We start from the raw sequence: 18287 nt of genomic DNA, 5'->3' as shown, positions 1-18287 counted from the left end.
CGAAAAAAACTAATAACCAAAGAAATTAATGCACTAGTGGTTTGTGTTGGTAGTATAATTTATGCATTAGGATTTTTACTTCTAATGCGCTTATATAATTTAATACCTAGCATTAAAAGTAGTGCCAAGGTAAAAATACCAAGCACACCGTAAACCCAGTTAATAGCGTTCCTTACTATTACTAAAAATACCACAGAAAAAAGAATAAGCGTAGAAGCTTCATTCCAAATACGCATAAATTTGGAGCTGTACTTTATTTGGTTTTTTTGTAATTGGTTAACTATTTGATGATTTTTTAAATGATATAAAATCAGTAAAAAAACAAACCCAAGTTTTACGTGCATCCAAGGCAGTTGTAAAAATGATGGGTTAATTATAAGTAGCAATAGGGCAAATAACACAGCCAAAATTGCAGATGGCCAAGTAATAATGTACCACAAACGCTTGGTCATTAATTTAAGCTGTGTTGTTAAAATTTCTTTTTCTGGTGAAGGTTTAAAACTGGCTTCAATATGGTAAATAAATAACCTAGGTATATAAAACAAACCAGCAAACCACGTAATTACAAAAATTAAGTGAAGCGATTTTATATACAGGTAGTATTCTTCCATTAGTACACTAGTTTATTTAGCTTGGTAAGCTACCATCTTTTTCCCAATTATTTACCCAGTCTGCCATTACAGCAACCCAGTTTTCATCAGTATTTAAACAAGGTATATGTTTATACTCTACACCACCAGCTTCTGTAAATTGCTCTTTACCTTCCATAGCAATTTCTTCTAAAGTCTCTAAACAGTCTGCAACAAAGGCAGGTGTAATTACAGCTAAATTCTTTTTACCTTCTTTAGGAAAACGTTCAAACTCAAAATCTGTATACGGTTTTAACCAAGGGTCGTTTGGTAAACGAGATTGGAATGATACACTTATTTTATCTTCTGGTATACCTAAAAGGGCAGTAACTCTTTTTGTAGTCTCATAACATTGGTGACGGTAACACGTATTGTGTGCAACAGAGTTTGTGCTACAACAAGAGCCATCTATTTTGCAATGAAATTTAGTTGGGTCAGATTTTTTTATGTGACGTTCTGGAATACCGTGGTAAGAGAACAATATATGATCGTAATTAAAACCTTCTAAGTTTTTAGCAATACTATCAGATAGTACTTTTAAATAGGCTTCATTTTTATAAAAAGCCTGTAATGTAGTAATTTTCATTTCAGGAAAATGCTGCTCTTTTTCTTCCATTGCCTTAACTACAACGGTTTCAAAAGAAGACATAGCATATTGCGGATACAAAGGAACTAGTAATACCTCGTCTACACCTTTGCTTTTAAGTTCTTGTAATCCGTTTTTAATAGTCATACTACCATAACGCATACCCAAAGCAACAGGCATTTTTGTTTGTTCTTTTACTTTAGCAGTAAAACGTTCTGAGATTACAACAAGAGGAGATCCTTCTTCCCACCAAATTTTTTTGTAAGCTTCTGCAGATTTTTTAGGTCTAGTGCGTAAAATAATACCACGTACAATAATATTACGCAACCAATTAGGTGCATCTATAACTCTTTCATCCATTAAAAACTCATCTAAATATGGTTTAACATCTTTAGCAGTTGGACTATCTGGTGACCCTAAATTTACTAATAAAACTCCTTTCACAATTGTATCTCTTTAGAAATGCAAAAATAGGGCTTGTAACTCAACTTTAACACATTTGACTATAATTTATACTTATTCTTTAATAACTAGAATCGTTTTTAAAAGTTTAGTATCTTCATAATGTAATGTTAACTAAGCCGTATTTTTTTTGCGGTAATTTTTTTTAGTGCAACTTACAACTAATTTTTACGTTGATATTTTATAAAAAAACAAATGTTTATGCGCATTTTTATTGGTTCTGTTTTACTTTTTTTTTCTTGTTTAGGTTTTGCTCAAGAAAAAAATAGTTTGCTTTGGGAGATTTCTGGCAATGGCTTAAAGCAAACGTCTTACTTATACGGAACAATGCACGTAAGCAAAAAAATAGCTTTTAGGTTAGATGATGTTTTTTATGAGTCTTTACTAAAGAGTGATGTTGTTGCATTGGAGTCTGACCCAGCTACTTGGTTAGAGGATGATATGAACCAGACTTCTACGCGTTATAATTATGTGCCAAAGGGTTTTTATGCTAACTCTTTTTTAATGAATAATCCACAGGTTGAAGAAGTGAGTTCTTACTTGGCTTTTGAGGATCGTATTTTAAATGGATTACTATATAGAACCAATTCTTTTAGTCAGGATTTTGAAGAAGAAACATACTTAGATATGTTTATATACCAAGCGGGACAAAAGTTTAATAAAAAAATAGTTGCTTTAGAAGGTTTAGAAGAATCTAGAATACTAGTAGGTAGGGCAAATTTAAACCCTATGAAAGCTAAACCAGACGATTGGCTGCTTAAAAAAATGCAGCAAAAAGGAATGGATTTTCTATTGCAAGATGCTTACAGAGAGCGTAATATAAATTTAATTGACTCTTTAGATTCTGGAATTTATACCGATCATTATTTAAAAAATATGCTCTACATACGCAACCACAATATGGTTGTAAAGTTAGATTCTCTTTTACAAAATAATAAAGTATTTACGGGTATTGGCGCAGCACATTTGCCAGGTGATAAAGGCGTAATTGCGCTTTTGCGTAATAAGGGTTATACTGTTAAACCCTTAACATCTAAAGTTGGTTATAAAGGCAAGCAGTTAAAAGAAAAAATAGTTAAAACATTTAAGCAGAATACCTATAAAAAACAGTCTCCAGATGATGATGCTTTTACAGTTTTGTTACCTAATAAATTATATCCAGTAACAGATAGTAACAATACAAGTTATATAGTGCCAGATTTGGCAAATGGTAGTTATGTGATGATTACCCGCATACCTACTTTTTCTTATTTAAAAAATGATAGAACTTTTGATTTTGACAAGATTGATGAGTTGCTTTTTGAGAATATTCCTGGAAAAATTTTAGAAAAAAATAAGAAAGAAAAAGACGGAGTTCCCTTTTTTGAGATTAAAAACTTACTTAAAAATGGCGACTACCAACGGTACCAAATTTATATAACACCACTAGAAATTATTATTTTTAAAATGGGAGGTGAGGGTACATATGTGCAACAATATTCAGATACTATTTTTAATACAATTACATTAAAAAAAGATCTTTTAAAAAATGTTAAGATAACTTCTGGCTTTAAAGATTTTTCTGTACAAATGCCATCAAACCATACGTTTACTAATAAATACAGAAAAGGAAATCGTTTTGTACAGGGCGTAAATACAAAAACAGATGACTATTATTTTCTTAAAAAGGTTAGTCAAAACGATTTGCGTTTTATAGAGGAAGATACGTTTGAGCTAAAACAAATTCAAAAGCGTTTTTATCAGCAATTAAAAGTAAAACCAGTTTACAAGAACTTTAAAAATAATATGCTAGTGTCTAGCGGAGTTTTAGATTCTATTTCTAATAAAAAACTGTTTTTAAAATCGGTTGTAAACGGTGTAAATTATTATTTGTTAGGTGTTGTTAGTAAAGACTCTGCTATTGCTAATACTTATTTTAATTCTTTTAACATACAAGCGCCAAGCTATAAAAAAGAATTCACCTTTGTAAAAGACACCGCATTGTATTTTACAACAAAATCTACCGTAAAGCCGCCGAGTTTTTCAGTAAATAATTATAGTTATAATAGTGGAAGAAAAAAGCCAAAAGCTTATAATCCGTACACAAAAACTAATCTTTACCAAAATGCTAATGGAGAAATTATTAGTGTTGCAGTAAATAAAGCGCACGATTTTCTAATGCTACCAAGTGTAGATTCTCTTTGGAGATTACGTAAAAAAATGTATCAAAAAAAGAGTTTTATTTTGTACAAAGAACAGCAATCTAAAACACCAGAAGGGTATGAGCAGTTAAATTTGATTTTAACAGATACAGCTAGTACAAGAGGTATTTTTGTGAGGAACATAGCCAAAGATGGTTTGTTGTACGAGATTAAAGCGGTTGTAGATACCGTGCAAAAATCTAGCGGTTTTATAACTGCATTTATAAACAACTTTACACCTAAGGATACCGTTATTGGCAAATCGTTTTTAGAAGATAAAACACCTTTGTTTTTTGAAGCATTGCGTAAAAATGATAGTATAGCGCTTAATGGATATCGATTTTTAAATTTTGACGAAAAGCACTTAGATTCACTTGCCTATTACGTTACTAGTTTTGATTTTAACGATAGTCAAAAGAAAATACAATCCTATTTAATTGAAGAAATGGGTAAACTTAACAGCAGTAGAGTTACACCTTTTTTTACTTCTTTTTATGAGGACTCTTATAACAACTCTAATGCTCAAACAAAAATACTACAAGCTGTAGCCTCAAAAGCAAATGAGAAATCTGTTCATACGCTACTAGATTTAATGTCTAAAGACTTGCCACTAGTGAGTAACGATTATGAAATTAATACCATTTTTAAACCGTATTTAGATAGTCTCTCTTTAGCAAAGCATTTATTCCCTAAAATTTTAGAGTATAGTGCTATTGAAGAATACAAAGCACCCATATTTTCTATTTTAGCTCGCTTGCAATTGCATTCTCATATAAAGTCTAACAGTTATAAAAAGTATAAAAAACAGATTTTGAACGATGCTAAAATTCAGCTTAAAAGACATTTAGGAAAGGATAATAAAAATGGTATACCAAGAGGTTTTGGTTCTAGAAATATAGCTTATAATACATTAGAAGATTACGCAATTTTGCTTTTTCCTTTTAGAAAAGAAAAAGAAGTACAGTGGTTTTATACCAAACTTTTACTAAGTAATGATGCAGCCGTAAAAACAACATATACAGCCTTGTTGGCTAGGTCTAACTCTCCTATACCAAATGGTATTTTAGATTCTTTAGCTGCTAATCCAGAAAGTAGAAAGCTGTTGTTTAATAAGCTTAAAGTTGCTGAAAAATTAAATATTTTTCCTAAGGAGTATTATACACAAGAAAGTTTAGGTGAGAGCTTAATATACATTAGAAACAGGTATAATACCAATAAGTATAAAGTAGCCTTTGTGACTACAAAAGATATATACTACAATGGTGTAATCTATGAAGGTTATTATTATGAGTTTTCACAAAAAACAACTTATGATGAAACTAAGAAATTATACCTTTTAGTATATCCTAAAGATGAAGAAATTGGAGATCAGCCTTTTTATCAGAATAACGGTAAAATTCTTGACAATGTTTATACACAAGATGAGGTTTTAGATATGGTTACAGAGGAGTTTATTTTAAAAGAAAGAAAACGTGCCGCAGTTTATAGACCTAATGCTTACAGTACACAGTTTATGAACTACAACTATTAATTTTTAATTACTTTTGATGATGATGAAAAAACAATTAATAGTACTGTGTACTCTTTTATTTTCGGTAGTTTCTTTTGCACAACATATTACCTGCTCTCCAAAAGATAGTATTGCTTTTAATGCAAAAATAATGCAGATAAAGGCCTTGCCAAAATCTAATACTTTTGGAGATAGTTTAACGGCTATAGGAAAAACTTTTTTAGAAATTCCGTATGTAGCAAAAACGCTAGAAATTGGAAAAAAAGAATCTTTGGTTGTTAATTTACAAGGTTTAGATTGTACCACTTTTGTAGAAAATGTTTTAGCTTTTGGATTAATTTCTAGAGCAGATAATTTAAAGTTTTTAGACTTTACTAACGCCTTAAAAAAAATTAGATATAGAGATGGTAATTTAGATGGTTATGGCTCTAGACTGCATTACTTTACAGAGTGGATTTCTAATAATGAAACTAAAGGCTTGGTTAAAAATATAACAAACGACCTTGGAGGTAAAATTGTTAAAAAGGAAATTAACTTTATGGGTACACACAGAGATTTGTATCCGTTTTTAAAAGATGATGTTAATTATAATACTATTTTAGAGTCTGAAGAAGTACTAAAACAAAACGAGTTTTGTGTATTATCTGCAGATGATATTGCAGCTAATGAGCACTTAATACAAACTGGTGATATTATTGCGTTGGCAACCTCTATTAAAGGATTAGACGTTACGCATACAGGTATTGCTATACGTGCTCAAGATGGGCGCATACATATGTTGCACGCTTCCACAGGGTCTATGCAAGTAGAGATAACAAAATTACCATTGGTAGGTTATCTTAAAAAGATAAAAAGTAATATTGGTGTTATGGTTGCAAGGCCAATTTAAATTAGCCATTAGTTAAAGACATTAGATACTTTTTAGGTGTTGTACCATATTTCTTTTTAAAGGCGGCAATAAAGTGACTGGCTGTACTGTAACCTACCTTTAAACCAACCTCGTTTACATTATGCTGGCCCGTTTCTAACATTTTGCGTGCATAATCCATTTTATGTTCAAACAAAAAACTGTAGACAGAGTCGCCATAAATTTGTTTAAAACCTTCTTTTAACTTTTTTAAAGACAAGCCAATTTCATCAGACAATTCTGCTAACGTTGGTGGTTCTGCCATTCTTGCAATAATAATTTCTTTTGCTTTTTTAATTCGCTGTACGTTATCTTCATCAACCAAAAACGGACATTGTTCTATATCTGCGTCTTCACTCATATTAAAATATAGCGCAATAAGTTCATAAACCTTTGCTTTTATATATAAACTTTTAATAGACGAGTGTAGGTTGTAGTTCATAATCTGACTAAGAACAATTGCTGTAGCCGGACTCACATTTTCTTGTGAGTAGTATTTTTTGTCTTTAAAATCGGAACTCAAAAAAGGGATATATTCTGCTTCTTTAGAAAATAAAGAATGAAACTTACGTATTGTCATTACCACAGAAACCATCCAAGAGTTAGGGCTTAGCTCTAAATTTAAAGGTAAATCTTTTTGTGTGTTGTATAGTAAAAGAGAGTTTTCTTCAGAAACCTCTAAAGCATAACTACTGTCATTAAAAATAAACTTTCCGTTGCCTTTTAAACAGTAATGAAACTGTATGAAAGAACTGTCTATTTCACGTTCAACTTTTTGATTTTCAATACTATCGTTTTGTATTTTAAGTACGTAAAACCCGTCTTCAATCAGTACTTCTTCAAATGAACCTTTAGCGGCATTTTTTGCTTCCATATTAAAAATTATTACAACTCACACCTATTTAGAAAGGTTCTAAATAGAAATCTTAAAATCATTGTTATAGCAACAAATATAAGCATTTAGCACCTTTTTAGCGTAAATGTTGGTGTAAAAAGCGGTTATCGATACTTATTGTTCCTCTAGCGTTACTTTTATTGTAATGCTAGAATTATTTTTGTAACCGATTTGAAAAATTCCCAATGAAGAATTATCATATTTCTAAACATAACTCTTTTTACACTATAGGTCTTAATTACGAAAAGGCAGATGCAGTTGTAAGAGGTAAATTTAGTTTAGATGAAAAAGCAATGAATGCATTGCTAGTAGAGGCAGCAGAGGAAGGTATAGATGGCTTATTGGTAACCTCTACGTGTAACAGAACAGAATTACACGGTTTTGCAAAGCATCCATTTCAATTAATAAAATTGTTGTGCGATAATGCTTTGGGTACGGTTGAAGAGTTTCAGGAAGTAGCATATGTATATAAAAATAACGATGCTATTAGTCACTTATTTAAAGTAGGTACAGGCTTAGATAGTCAAATTCTAGGCGATTTTGAAATTATAAGTCAACTTAAGCAAAGTTTTGTTCGTTCTAAAAAACACAATTTAGCAAACCCGTTTATAGAACGTTTGTGCAATGCAGTTATACGTGCAAGTAAACGTATCAAAAACGAAACAGAAATATCTAGCGGAGCAACATCTGTAGCTTTTGCATCTGTACAGTACATTATTAAAAACGTTCCAAATATATCAGATAAAAATATTTTACTTTTTGGTACTGGTAAAATAGGACGTAATACGTGTGAAAATTTAATAAAACACACACAAAACTCTCACATAACTTTAATAAACAGAACCAAAGACAAGGCAGAAAAAGTTGCTGGCAAGTTTAATTTAGTAGTTAAGGATTACGGAGATTTACAGGCCGAAATTAGAAATACAGACGTGTTAATAGTTGCTACTGGTGCTGCACAACCTACTATTTCTAAAGAGTTAATTTATACTAAAAAACCACTTTTAATTTTAGATCTTTCTATTCCTAAAAACGTGGCAGATAATGTAGAGGAGTTAGACAATGTATCTTTAATTCATTTAGATCATTTATCGCAAATGACAGATGAAACTTTAGAGAAAAGAAAACAGTTTATACCCCAGGCAGAAGCTATTAACGATGAAATTAAAACCGAGTTTATAAAGTGGTTAGAGACCCGCAAATTTGCTCCGGTAATTAAAGCATTAAAGCAAAAGCTTAATACAATTAAAGAAGAAGAGCTAGATTTTCATAGCAAAAAGGCTGCTAACTTTAACTTAGAAGAAGCAGATATTATAACAGACCGTATTATACAAAAAATTACAAAACAGTTTGCTAATCATTTAAAAGATGAAAATACAGATGCAAACAATAGTTTAGATTTAATACAGAAAGTTTTTCAATTAGAATTGAATTCAACAAAATGAGCAAAATAATACGCATTGGTACCAGAGATAGTGAACTTGCATTATACCAGGCAAACAGAGTAAAATCTGAACTAGAAAAATTAGGTCACAAAGCAAAAATTGTTGCTGTAAAATCTACAGGAGACTTAGAGTTAGATAAGCCACTTTACGAGTTAGGAATTACAGGTATTTTTACAAGAACTTTAGACATAGCAATGTTAAAAGGAGATGTAGATATTGCCGTTCACTCTTTAAAAGATGTGCCAACTGTTTTACCAAAAGGTATTGTACAAGCTGCTGTTTTAGAACGTGGTAATGTAAAAGATACGTTAGTTTACAAAAACAACGAAGAATTTTTAGGTGCACGAGATGGTGTTATTGCTACGAGCAGTTTACGCCGTAAAGCACAGTGGTTAAACCGTTACCCTACGCATAGGGTTGAAGATATACGTGGTAATGTAAACACACGTTTGCAAAAGCTAGAGGATTCAGAAACTTGGCACGGAGCTATATTTGCTGCTGCTGGTATTGGTCGTTTAGATTTAAGACCAGAAGAAGCTGTAAATTTAGATTGGATGGTGCCTGCTCCAGGACAAGGTGCAATAATGGTTGCCGCTAGGGAAATAGATGAGGATATTTTGGCTATTTGCTCAGAAATTAATCATGAAGAAACAGAAATATGTACTACAATAGAGCGTACATTTTTAAATAAATTAGAAGGTGGTTGTACTGCACCAATTGGTGCATTGGCTTATATAAAGAACGAGCAAGTAGTTTTTAGAGTTGTACTTTTAAGTCCTGACGGATCTAAAAAAATTGAAACTGACAGAGTTGTGAAACTAGGTAAACATCAAGACCTGGCAGAGACTATTGCAGAGTTTGTTTTAGAGCGTGGTGGTAAATATATAATGGAAGGACTACATAGTGAGGATAAAAAGACCACTGTTTACTCTACCAAATTGCTAACCAACGACCAAAAAGATAGATTTACAAGCGGAATAACTGTAGAGAGTAACGATTTTATAAAAATTAACTCTAATAGAATTGCGCCTCGTTTTTTTAAAAATGAAATTGAAAACGTTGTTTTTACAAGTAAAAATGCGGTAGAATCTGTAATTACAAATTATGCAGGTTCAGAATTACAATTTAAAAATATTTACTGTGTTGGTCGTAAAACAAGACGTTTTATAAAAAATAATATTGGTCCTGTTGCACATTTTGAAAAAAGCGCAACAGAATTAGCACATTATTTAGCAGATAACTTAGATACAAAGGAAGTAACTTATTTCTCGGGAAATTTAAGATTAGATGATTTGCCTACAATCTTAGAAAAAAACAATATTAAGATTAATGAGATTGAAGCATACCAAACAAAGTTTGATACTAAAAAAGCACCAGATAGCGTAGAGTCAGTGTTATTTTATAGTCCGTCTGGTATAGAAAGCTTTTTAAAAGAAAATAAAGCCAATGCAATTGCTTTTTGTATTGGAGATACAACTGCTGCAGAGGCAAAAAAGCATTTTTCAGATGTTAGAGTAGCAAAACTACCAACTGTAGAAAGTGTTATAGATTTAGTAAATGAGCATTATAGCTAACTTTTAACCTTGGCTGTTGGCTATTGGTTTTTAGCTTTTGTTTGTTATAAAGTTGAGTTTAAGTTAAACAAATTCCTTCTGTTTTAAAGAAGGTTAGGGAGAGGATATGATAAAAAACGATTTATTTTTAAGAGCCTTAAAAGGAGAAACTGTAGACAGACCACCGGTTTGGATGATGCGTCAGGCTGGTAGATACTTGCCAGAGTTTATGGAAATCAAAAAGAAATACGATTTCTTTACACGTTGTCAGACACCAGAATTGGCATCAGAAATAACAGTGCAACCTATACGCAGATATGGTATGGATGCAGCTATTTTATTTTCTGATATTTTAGTTATTCCACAGGCAATGAATATTGAGGTAGAAATGAAACCAAATTTTGGGCCATATTTACCAAATCCTATTCGTACCTCTAAAGATTTAGAATCTGTTATTGTACCAGACATAAATAGCACACTTGGTTATGTTATGGATGCTATTAAAATGACAAAAGAGAAACTAAATGATGATATTCCTTTAATAGGTTTTGCTGGTTCTCCTTGGACAATTCTATGTTACTGTGTACAAGGTCAGGGAAGCAAAAATTTTGATAAAGCAAAGGAGTTTTGTTTTACAAACCCTGTTGGAGCTCATCAATTATTACAAAAAATTACAGACACTACCATTGCTTACTTAAAAGAGAAAGTTAAGGCAGGTGTTAATGCAGTTCAGGTTTTTGACTCTTGGGGTGGTATGCTATCTCCAACAGATTATCAAGAGTTTTCTTGGCAGTATATACAGCAAATTATAGATGCTTTAAAAGATGAAGCGCCTGTAATTGCTTTTGGTAAAGGGTGTTGGTTTGCTTTAGGTGATATGGCTAAATCTGGTGCATCTGCATTAGGTGTAGACTGGACTTGCTCTGCACGTAATGCACGCTACTTAACAGGTGGTAATATTACGTTGCAAGGTAATTTTGATCCATCTAGACTATTGTCACCACCAGCAGAGATTAAAAAAATGGTACACCAAATGATTAATGATTTTGGTAAAGACAAATACATAGTAAATCTTGGTCACGGTATTTTACCAAACATACCGCTAGAAAATGCAAAAGCATTTATAGATGCTGTAAAAGAGTATAAGGCTAACTAGTGAAAATCTGGACCAGAATAAAAAGTTTAAGCATAAGACAGTTTTTTAAACTGTCTTTGCTGTTTTTTAAACATCCATTGTTGTTAGTTCCTAGTATAAAGGCTACAAAACAAACATTTGCACTTTGCAATACGTATTACCCAGGAGGTCATAGTAAAAGTAATAAAGGCAATGCATTTAGGCACGCAGTGTGGAATGCTCTTTTGTGTTCTTATTCATTAAAACGAACCAAAAACAAGCAAAAAAGCGTGTTTTGGGCTCAAAAAGTAACCAATTTGTATGAAAAAGTTACTAATAATAATGAGTTAGATGAGCTTATGGATTTGCAAAATAATGCAGTAGGTAGATTATATTTCTTCAATTTTATTGATAAAGACCAAGTAGAATTAATAGACTTTATTTTTGAAAAAAGTAAGGTTGCAGAAAAAATAGTAAGTGCAAAAGATATAAAACTATACCCTGCAAATATGGTATATATTGTACCTTAGTTTACTAAGAATTTTAAAACAAAAAAAATGCTCAAAAATATCTTAAAAGGAATAAAAGCCTATACAGGTACTTTTGCTCTAATTTCTAAGTTAAAACTTTGGAAATATTTTCTTGTACCTATACTAATTAGTGTATTAACGGCAGCTATTGTTGTGTTGTTAGCTATTTGGTTGTCTGGTAGTATTGGTGGCTTTATAGCTCAAATATGGATTTGGGATTGGGGTAAAGAGGTTTTTACTACAGTATCTAATTTTTTAGGAGCAACCATAATTGTTGTAATAGGTTTATTGCTATACAAGCATATTGTAATGGCATTGTCTGCTCCGTTTATGAGTCCGGTATCAGAAAAAATTGAAGCACACTTAACGGGTGTACCGGCACATAGTCATACAAACACATCTTTTAGTGAGCAATTATGGAGAGGTATACGTATAAATGTAAGAAACTTGGTTAAAGAAATTTTATTTACCATACCAATTCTACTACTTGGCCTTATACCAGTTGTTGGTATAGCTTCAACCATATTGTTATTTTTAATGCAAGCATATTACGCAGGTTTTGGTAATATGGACTATACTTTAGAACGTCATTTAAAATATAAAGAAAGTATTGTTCTGGTGCGTAAAAATAGAGGTTTAGCAATTGGTAATGGTATCATTTTTATGCTGTTTTTATTTGTGCCATTAGTAGGTATTATTCTTGTTTTACCTTTGTCTGTAACTGCAGCAACGGTAAAAACAATAGAAATTTTAAAGAAAGACACTTTAGCTGTTAAAAAATAATTAGTATGCCACACTTTGTTATAGATTGTTCTAGTGATATTTTAAAACTGCAAAGGCCAACAGAGGTTTTAGAGTCAATACATACTGTAGCAGTAGCTTCTAATTTGTTTGATGAAGCAGATATAAAAGTACGTTTAAATCCTTTTAAAAAACACTATTTGGTAGGGGGCAAGCAAGAGCCTTTTATTCACGTTTTTGCTAATATTATGGAAGGCAGAACTAAAGAGCAAAAAGCAAGCTTATCAAAAGAAATAACACGAAAATTATACCAGTTATTCCCAGAAGTCCCTTTTATAGCTATTAATATTAGAGATTTTGAAAAGGAAACTTATTGTAATAAATCAATGATTTAAAATGAAAGACAAATTTTATACATACATACAAGAACTGCAAGATACTATTACCGCTAAGTTAGAGGCTGTAGATGGTGTTGCTAAATTTAAGCAAGACATTTGGAAACGCCCAGAAGGTGGAGGTGGTAGAACTAGAGTTATAGAAAATGGCGCTGTTTTTGAAAAAGGTGGTGTAAATATTTCTGGTGTACATGGTGAGTTGCCACAGAGTATGCAACAGTATTTTGGTGTTAAAGATGCTAATTTTTTTGCGTGTGGATTAAGCTTAGTATTGCATCCTAAAAACCCAATGGTCCCTACAGTGCATGCAAATTGGCGTTATTTTGAAATGTATGACAAAGAAGGTAACATTGTAGACCAGTGGTTTGGTGGCGGACAAGATTTAACGCCATATTATTTGTTTAATGAAGATGCTACTCATTTTCATAACGTATGTAAAACTGCTTGTGATAAACACAATCCAGAGTTTTACGCCAAGTACAAAGCTCGTTGTGATGAGTATTTTTGGAACGCTCATAGAGATGAAGCGCGTGGTATTGGAGGCTTATTTTTTGATTACTGTAAGGCAACAGACGCTATGTCTATGCAAGATTGGTACAATTATGTAACCGAGGTTGGTAACAGCTTTTTAACGTGTTATGTGCCCATTGTAGAAAAAAGAAAAGAATTGCCTTATACGAAAGAACAAAGAGATTGGCAGGAGATTAGACGTGGCCGTTATGTAGAATTTAATTTGGTGCACGATAAAGGAACGTTGTTTGGACTAAAAACTAACGGACGTATAGAGAGTATTTTAATGAGTTTGCCTCCGCACGTACAATGGGTTTATGATCATACCCCAGAGAAAGGTAGTGAAGAAGAAAAATTGCTTCAGGTTTTAAAAACACCTAAAGAGTGGGTTTAGAATAAGAATAACAAAGAAAAAGGTGTCTAATATAATTTTAGACACCTTTTTACATTTGGGGAACAATCAATCAAACTAATAAAAAACTATTTCATTGGTAAAACTACAGTGTCTACTACGTGTATAACACCGTTAGACTGGTTTACATCTGCAATTGTAACTGTAGAGACGTTACCAGCAACATCTTTTAACTGTACTTTTCCTTTAGTAACCATTGCAGTTAATTTTTCGCCAGCAACAGTAGTAAATTCTGCTTTTCCTTTACCCATTTTTATTGCTTTCATTATATCTGCAGCAGAATATTTACCTGCAACAACGTGGTAGGTAAGTACCTTTTGTAATGTTGCTTTGTTTTCTGGCATTAATAAAGTCTCTACAGTACCTTTTGGTAATTTTTCAAAAGCCATATTTGTTGGAGCAAAAACAGTAAAAGGACCTTCTCCTTGTAACGTTTTTACTAAATCTGCAGCTTTTACGGCAGCAACAAGTGTGGTGTGGTCTTTAGAGTTTACGGCGTTAGATACAATATCTTTTGATGGGTACATTTCTGCGCCGCCAACCATTTTTGTTTCAGCTTTCATCATTTTATCTTGTGCAAATGTGTTTGCTCCAATTAAAAGAACAATAGCTAGTGAAGTCGATTTTAAAAATTTAGATAATTTCATTTTTGTGTGTTTTAATATGTGATTACGACCTTACCTACGGCAAAAACTAAAAGAGGGTTTTAAAAAAGTTGTCTTTTTTTTATATTGATGTATTATTTATTCTGAAAAACAAAAAAACGCCCCAAAAGGAGCGTTTTAATAGTTAAGAAAGAATGTATTTTATTTATTCTAATACTTCTTTTAAATTGTCACTAGACTTACGATCTATTAATTTATTGTATGGATCTATACCAGCTTTTTCAGGTTTTTTATCTGTTACAATTGTAAATGTATTTTCGCCAGGAGCCAACCATTTTAGTTCAAAATAATATGGATCTTTAATGGTTACGTTCTCATCATTTTTAACATCAGGTCCAAAAAGTCCAATATCAACTAAATTCATATTAGTATCTGTTTCTCTTTCTTTTCCTTTGTCATCATAATAAATTTTAGAAGAATTTACAGTAAACGTGGTTTCCCATTTGCCGTTATCTAATTTTTTAGTTTTAGCTTCAGTAACTTTATTTTCGTACAAAACAATTTCTTTAAAACCGTCTGTAACCTTATACTTTAAAGAGTCTGGTGCAACTTTGTAAATAGCATCATATAAATTTTCTGATGTTGCATAAACACCTTTGTTAAAGTATTTATACTCGTTTAAAAATTGTTTTAAAGCGCTGTTAATTTTGTCTTCGCCAATAACATCTTGTAGCTCATACATTACCATAGAACCTTTACGGTACCAAATATGCTGACCAGTTTCTACATTTAGCAAAGAACGTTCTGGTTTAAAGCTAAATTGGCGAGCACTTAAGTAAGAGTCTAAAGAATTTTTTAAGAACGATTTTATTCCGTTTTCTCCATATTCATTTTTCATTGTCATTAAAGACACGTACTCTGCAAGAGTTTCAGAAATAATATTAGATCCAGATGTTTTACTTGGTGTTACAATATGTCCCCACCACTGGTGTGCTACCTCATGAGATGTTACTCTAAATGCATAATTAAAATCTTCAGCTTTTGAAAAATCGGCCACAAAACCAAAATCTTCAGAATAAGGTATTGTTGTAGCAAAAGATTGAGCAAAAGTTGAGTAAGCAGGGAATTCTACTATTCTAATAATAGAATAAGGATACTCATAAAAGTTTTTAGAGTTATAATCTAAAGATACTTTTATACCGTTTATAAAATGCTCTAAGTTTCTTTTATGTTTAGGAGAATGATAAATTTCTATAGCTACCTTTTTACCACTTGGGGCTGTCCAACTATCCTCTTTAACATCATAAGCGGCAGAAGCAAAGTTGAAAAAGTAATCTGTTTTTTCTCCTAGTTTATAGGTAAAATAACTTCTATTGTCTTTGTCCCACTTTTTAATAAGCTTACCTGGTGCAATTGCTGTTTGTCCTTTAGAGGTGCTTACTGTGGCTTCAAAATTCATATAGTTTGCATCTTCATTAAATAAATTTTTACGCAATGCAACACTATCTGTTCTAGGAGACAATAGATAATCCATTTCCTCTAAATCGTACTTTTTACGAGTGCCATTGTCATTTAAGGCAATTTCATAATGAAAAGAAGGAAAAATATCATCTCTAAAAAATGTACCGTTATTTAATACATTTGTTTCTAATCCGTTAGCAAAACCTTTGGTAATTGCTCTGGTGTTTATAACTAAAGAAGCAGTATCTTTTGGTTGCAAAGGTTTTGGTAGTTTGTATATAAATAACCTGTAAATACTATCTTTTAAAAAGGGTTGTAGTTCTTTTCCGTTATAAACAACTTTAGTTATTTTAGTATCTGCAACGCCAAATTTTACTTCCATTAAGAGTGTATCTATTGGAGTGTCAAAATTATTTACGGCAGTAAAATTACCTTCTGCATAAACGTCTCTTTCTTCTGGGTAAATATCTACTTTAGCCTTTAGGTCTACAATTTGTATATGTGGCTTGTTAATGTATTTAGCATATTTTTTTTCTGCATCTGCCGCAATTTTATTGCTATAATCTGCACTTCCTATACTGTTTAGTACTTGTAAGTTGTAATAACTATAAGCGCCAACTGCTATAAATGCAATAGTAAAAACCAAAAATGCAGCTGTTGTTTTTCCTTTAAAACGACTAGCGGCTAAGCGTAATCTTTCTTTAAATGAAGAGTAAAACCCTCTGTTCCAAAAAACGTAACCAACTACAGCTAAAATACAGCTAAATAATATCCAGTATAAGTTTAACCAAAATCCGCCAATTAAATAATGGCCAAACCCATTTAAATCGCTTAAAAAACTACTAGGCACACCACCATATATAAATAATGGGTTGTTCACTTTAAAAACTAATGCAATTAGTATAGGTAAACCTAAAGAAATTACAATAACTAAAAAGTGTCCTAAAAATTTATTGTTTGCCAATATGTGAATAAAAAAGGCAAGTAATACCGTTGTTATGTAAGCCGGAAATATGTTTGCAAAATTAAATGTAAGATACATTCCTACTTCATAATTAAAATAGCCATTGTATGTTTGGTATAACATACCAACCAATATGGTAATTAGTGTAAGTACTACAGAAACACCTATTAAAGCAATAATTTTAGAGATATAAAGTGTAGCGTTTGTTACCGGTAGGGCATCATAAAACTCAAATGTTTTATTGTTTCTTGTTCTATGCACGGCTTCACCAGCATAAATAACTAGTATTATAATAGAAAAAACAAGTAAGCCAGAGCTTAACTCTTTTACCATAAAACGAGTTAATGGTAGAGATGGTGTGCCATATGTTTGTGTAGACTGTGTAGCTATAAATACAGAGAAAATAATACCAATTAGAATAAGAATTCTAAAAGCATTTTCTTTAACAATAGATAAAAATTCAATTTTACTTAAAGACCATAAGTTACCCCAATTGGCTTTTTTAGAAAATACTTGTTTTATATTGTCAATGGCTACAGAAGTTTGTGGTGCTATAGTATCTTCTTTAAGTTTTTTTGCCTTTTTAGGAATTAAAAAACTTGGATATGAAAATTTGAATAACGTAAAAACAAAAATTCCAATACTTACTGCAAACCACATAATACGGTTTAGTAAAAACTCACCATAAATAGGCAGGTATAACGTATTGACTTCGTTAATTGACCAATATTTTTTTATAAATCTATACGCTTGTGATCCAAACGGATCTAAATAAATACTTAGCCATTGGCTATCTAAATCTCCTAATAATGTGCCAGCCACATTACTTAAAATAAAGATTAAAATTCCGCCTAGATATAAAATAGACATTCTTTTAAAAAACGTCATCAAACTAAAAAACAACGCGCCAATAAAAAGCGAATTAAGCGTTAGAAAAAATATAAATGGAAGTAAGTATGCTGTAAAGTCAAAGTCTGTATACGTACCATAATCTGGTCTGTTTAGCATTGCACCAATAGTAAAACCAATCATTGCACCAAGTATAGCGCCAATGTTCATAATAGTAACTATGGTAAAACTACCCCAAAAGCGGCCTAAAATGTAATTTTTCTCTGTTATAGGAAAAGAAAAATAAGTCTGTGCGGTTTTGTGCTCTTCGTCTCTGTACACTGGTACGCCCATAATTGCAGCATAAAAAAACAAACCAAGAATGCTTAAGCCACCTAAAACGCCAGCAATTGCATTAGGACTGTTAGTAAATTGAGCTGTTCCAGAATCCTCAAAAACGGAAATTAACAGCGGAATTATAAACATTAAAAAAATGTAAATGTATGTTACCGGTCTGCGTAGTCTGTATTTAAGTTCAAATAAAAATATCTCTTTCATAA

14 protein-coding genes are annotated in these 18287 nt (G+C 31.7%); 9 read left to right on the top strand and 5 right to left on the bottom strand.

Annotation, left to right across the window (positions count from 1 at the left end; genetic code table 11):
• Positions 1-59: 59 nt before the first annotated feature.
• Entirely contained in the window at positions 60-611 is a 552-nt protein-coding gene (locus tag Q4487_RS08875; protein ID WP_303539973.1) for a CopD family protein, read from the bottom strand.
• Positions 612-627: 16 nt separating this feature from the next.
• Complete coding sequence (gene hemH / locus Q4487_RS08870; RefSeq protein ID WP_303539974.1) at positions 628-1659, bottom strand: ferrochelatase; 1032 nt, start codon at positions 1657-1659, stop codon at positions 628-630.
• 219 nt (positions 1660-1878) lie between these two features.
• On the opposite strand from hemH, the gene Q4487_RS08865 reads away from it, so the two are divergent.
• Both Q4487_RS08865 and Q4487_RS08860 read left to right on the top strand, forming a co-directional pair.
• Positions 1879-5388 carry a TraB/GumN family protein gene (locus Q4487_RS08865; protein WP_303539975.1) on the top strand — a complete coding sequence of 1170 codons (3510 nt, stop codon included), beginning with the start codon at positions 1879-1881 and terminating at the stop codon, positions 5386-5388.
• Between the two features lie 16 nt (positions 5389-5404).
• On the top strand, positions 5405-6256 hold the full coding sequence (locus Q4487_RS08860; protein WP_303539976.1) for an N-acetylmuramoyl-L-alanine amidase-like domain-containing protein: 852 nt from the start codon (positions 5405-5407) through the stop codon (positions 6254-6256).
• 1 nt (position 6257) lies between these two features.
• On the opposite strand, the gene Q4487_RS08855 is transcribed toward Q4487_RS08860, so the two are convergent.
• Positions 6258-7148 (bottom strand): AraC family transcriptional regulator, encoded by an 891-nt coding sequence (locus Q4487_RS08855; protein ID WP_100894198.1) that lies wholly within the window; start codon positions 7146-7148, stop codon positions 6258-6260.
• A 206-nt stretch (positions 7149-7354) separates the two neighbouring features.
• Between Q4487_RS08855 and hemA the strand changes: the two genes are divergently transcribed.
• The 7 genes from hemA to hemF all read left to right on the top strand — a co-directional run bounded on the left by hemA (position 7355) and on the right by hemF (position 13851).
• On the top strand, positions 7355-8614 hold the full coding sequence (gene hemA / locus Q4487_RS08850; protein WP_100894197.1) for a glutamyl-tRNA reductase: 1260 nt from the start codon (positions 7355-7357) through the stop codon (positions 8612-8614).
• Positions 8611-10188 carry a hydroxymethylbilane synthase gene (gene hemC, locus Q4487_RS08845; RefSeq protein ID WP_303539980.1) on the top strand — a complete coding sequence of 526 codons (1578 nt, stop codon included), beginning with the start codon at positions 8611-8613 and terminating at the stop codon, positions 10186-10188. The genes hemA and hemC overlap by 4 nt, the downstream gene beginning before the upstream one ends.
• 106 nt (positions 10189-10294) lie before the next feature.
• A complete protein-coding gene (gene hemE / locus Q4487_RS08840) occupies positions 10295-11323 on the top strand; it encodes a uroporphyrinogen decarboxylase (RefSeq protein WP_100894195.1) in 1029 nt (342 codons plus the stop codon).
• A complete protein-coding gene (locus Q4487_RS08835; protein ID WP_303539983.1) occupies positions 11323-11811 on the top strand; it encodes a hypothetical protein in 489 nt (162 codons plus the stop codon). The genes hemE and Q4487_RS08835 overlap by 1 nt, the downstream gene beginning before the upstream one ends.
• 27 nt (positions 11812-11838) lie before the next feature.
• Positions 11839-12594 carry an EI24 domain-containing protein gene (locus Q4487_RS08830; RefSeq protein WP_303539985.1) on the top strand — a complete coding sequence of 252 codons (756 nt, stop codon included), beginning with the start codon at positions 11839-11841 and terminating at the stop codon, positions 12592-12594.
• 5 nt (positions 12595-12599) lie between these two features.
• Positions 12600-12947 (top strand): 5-carboxymethyl-2-hydroxymuconate Delta-isomerase, encoded by a 348-nt coding sequence (locus Q4487_RS08825; protein WP_303539987.1) that lies wholly within the window; start codon positions 12600-12602, stop codon positions 12945-12947.
• Position 12948: 1 nt separating this feature from the next.
• Positions 12949-13851 carry an oxygen-dependent coproporphyrinogen oxidase gene (gene hemF, locus Q4487_RS08820; RefSeq protein WP_303539990.1) on the top strand — a complete coding sequence of 301 codons (903 nt, stop codon included), beginning with the start codon at positions 12949-12951 and terminating at the stop codon, positions 13849-13851.
• Between the two features lie 86 nt (positions 13852-13937).
• Here the strand turns inward: hemF and Q4487_RS08815 are convergent, their stop codons facing one another.
• Both Q4487_RS08815 and Q4487_RS08810 read right to left on the bottom strand, forming a co-directional pair.
• Positions 13938-14516, bottom strand: a complete 579-nt coding sequence (locus Q4487_RS08815; RefSeq protein ID WP_303539992.1) for a fasciclin domain-containing protein — start codon at positions 14514-14516, stop codon at positions 13938-13940.
• Between the two features lie 163 nt (positions 14517-14679).
• A complete protein-coding gene (locus Q4487_RS08810) occupies positions 14680-18285 on the bottom strand; it encodes a M1 family aminopeptidase (RefSeq protein WP_303539994.1) in 3606 nt (1201 codons plus the stop codon).
• Positions 18286-18287 lie beyond the last annotated feature (2 nt).

Origin of the sequence: Cellulophaga sp. 3_MG-2023, from assembly GCF_030546975.1 — a bacterium.
Lineage (GTDB): Bacteria > Bacteroidota > Bacteroidia > Flavobacteriales > Flavobacteriaceae > Cellulophaga.
This window is presented reverse-complemented; position numbering and strand designations above follow the sequence as displayed.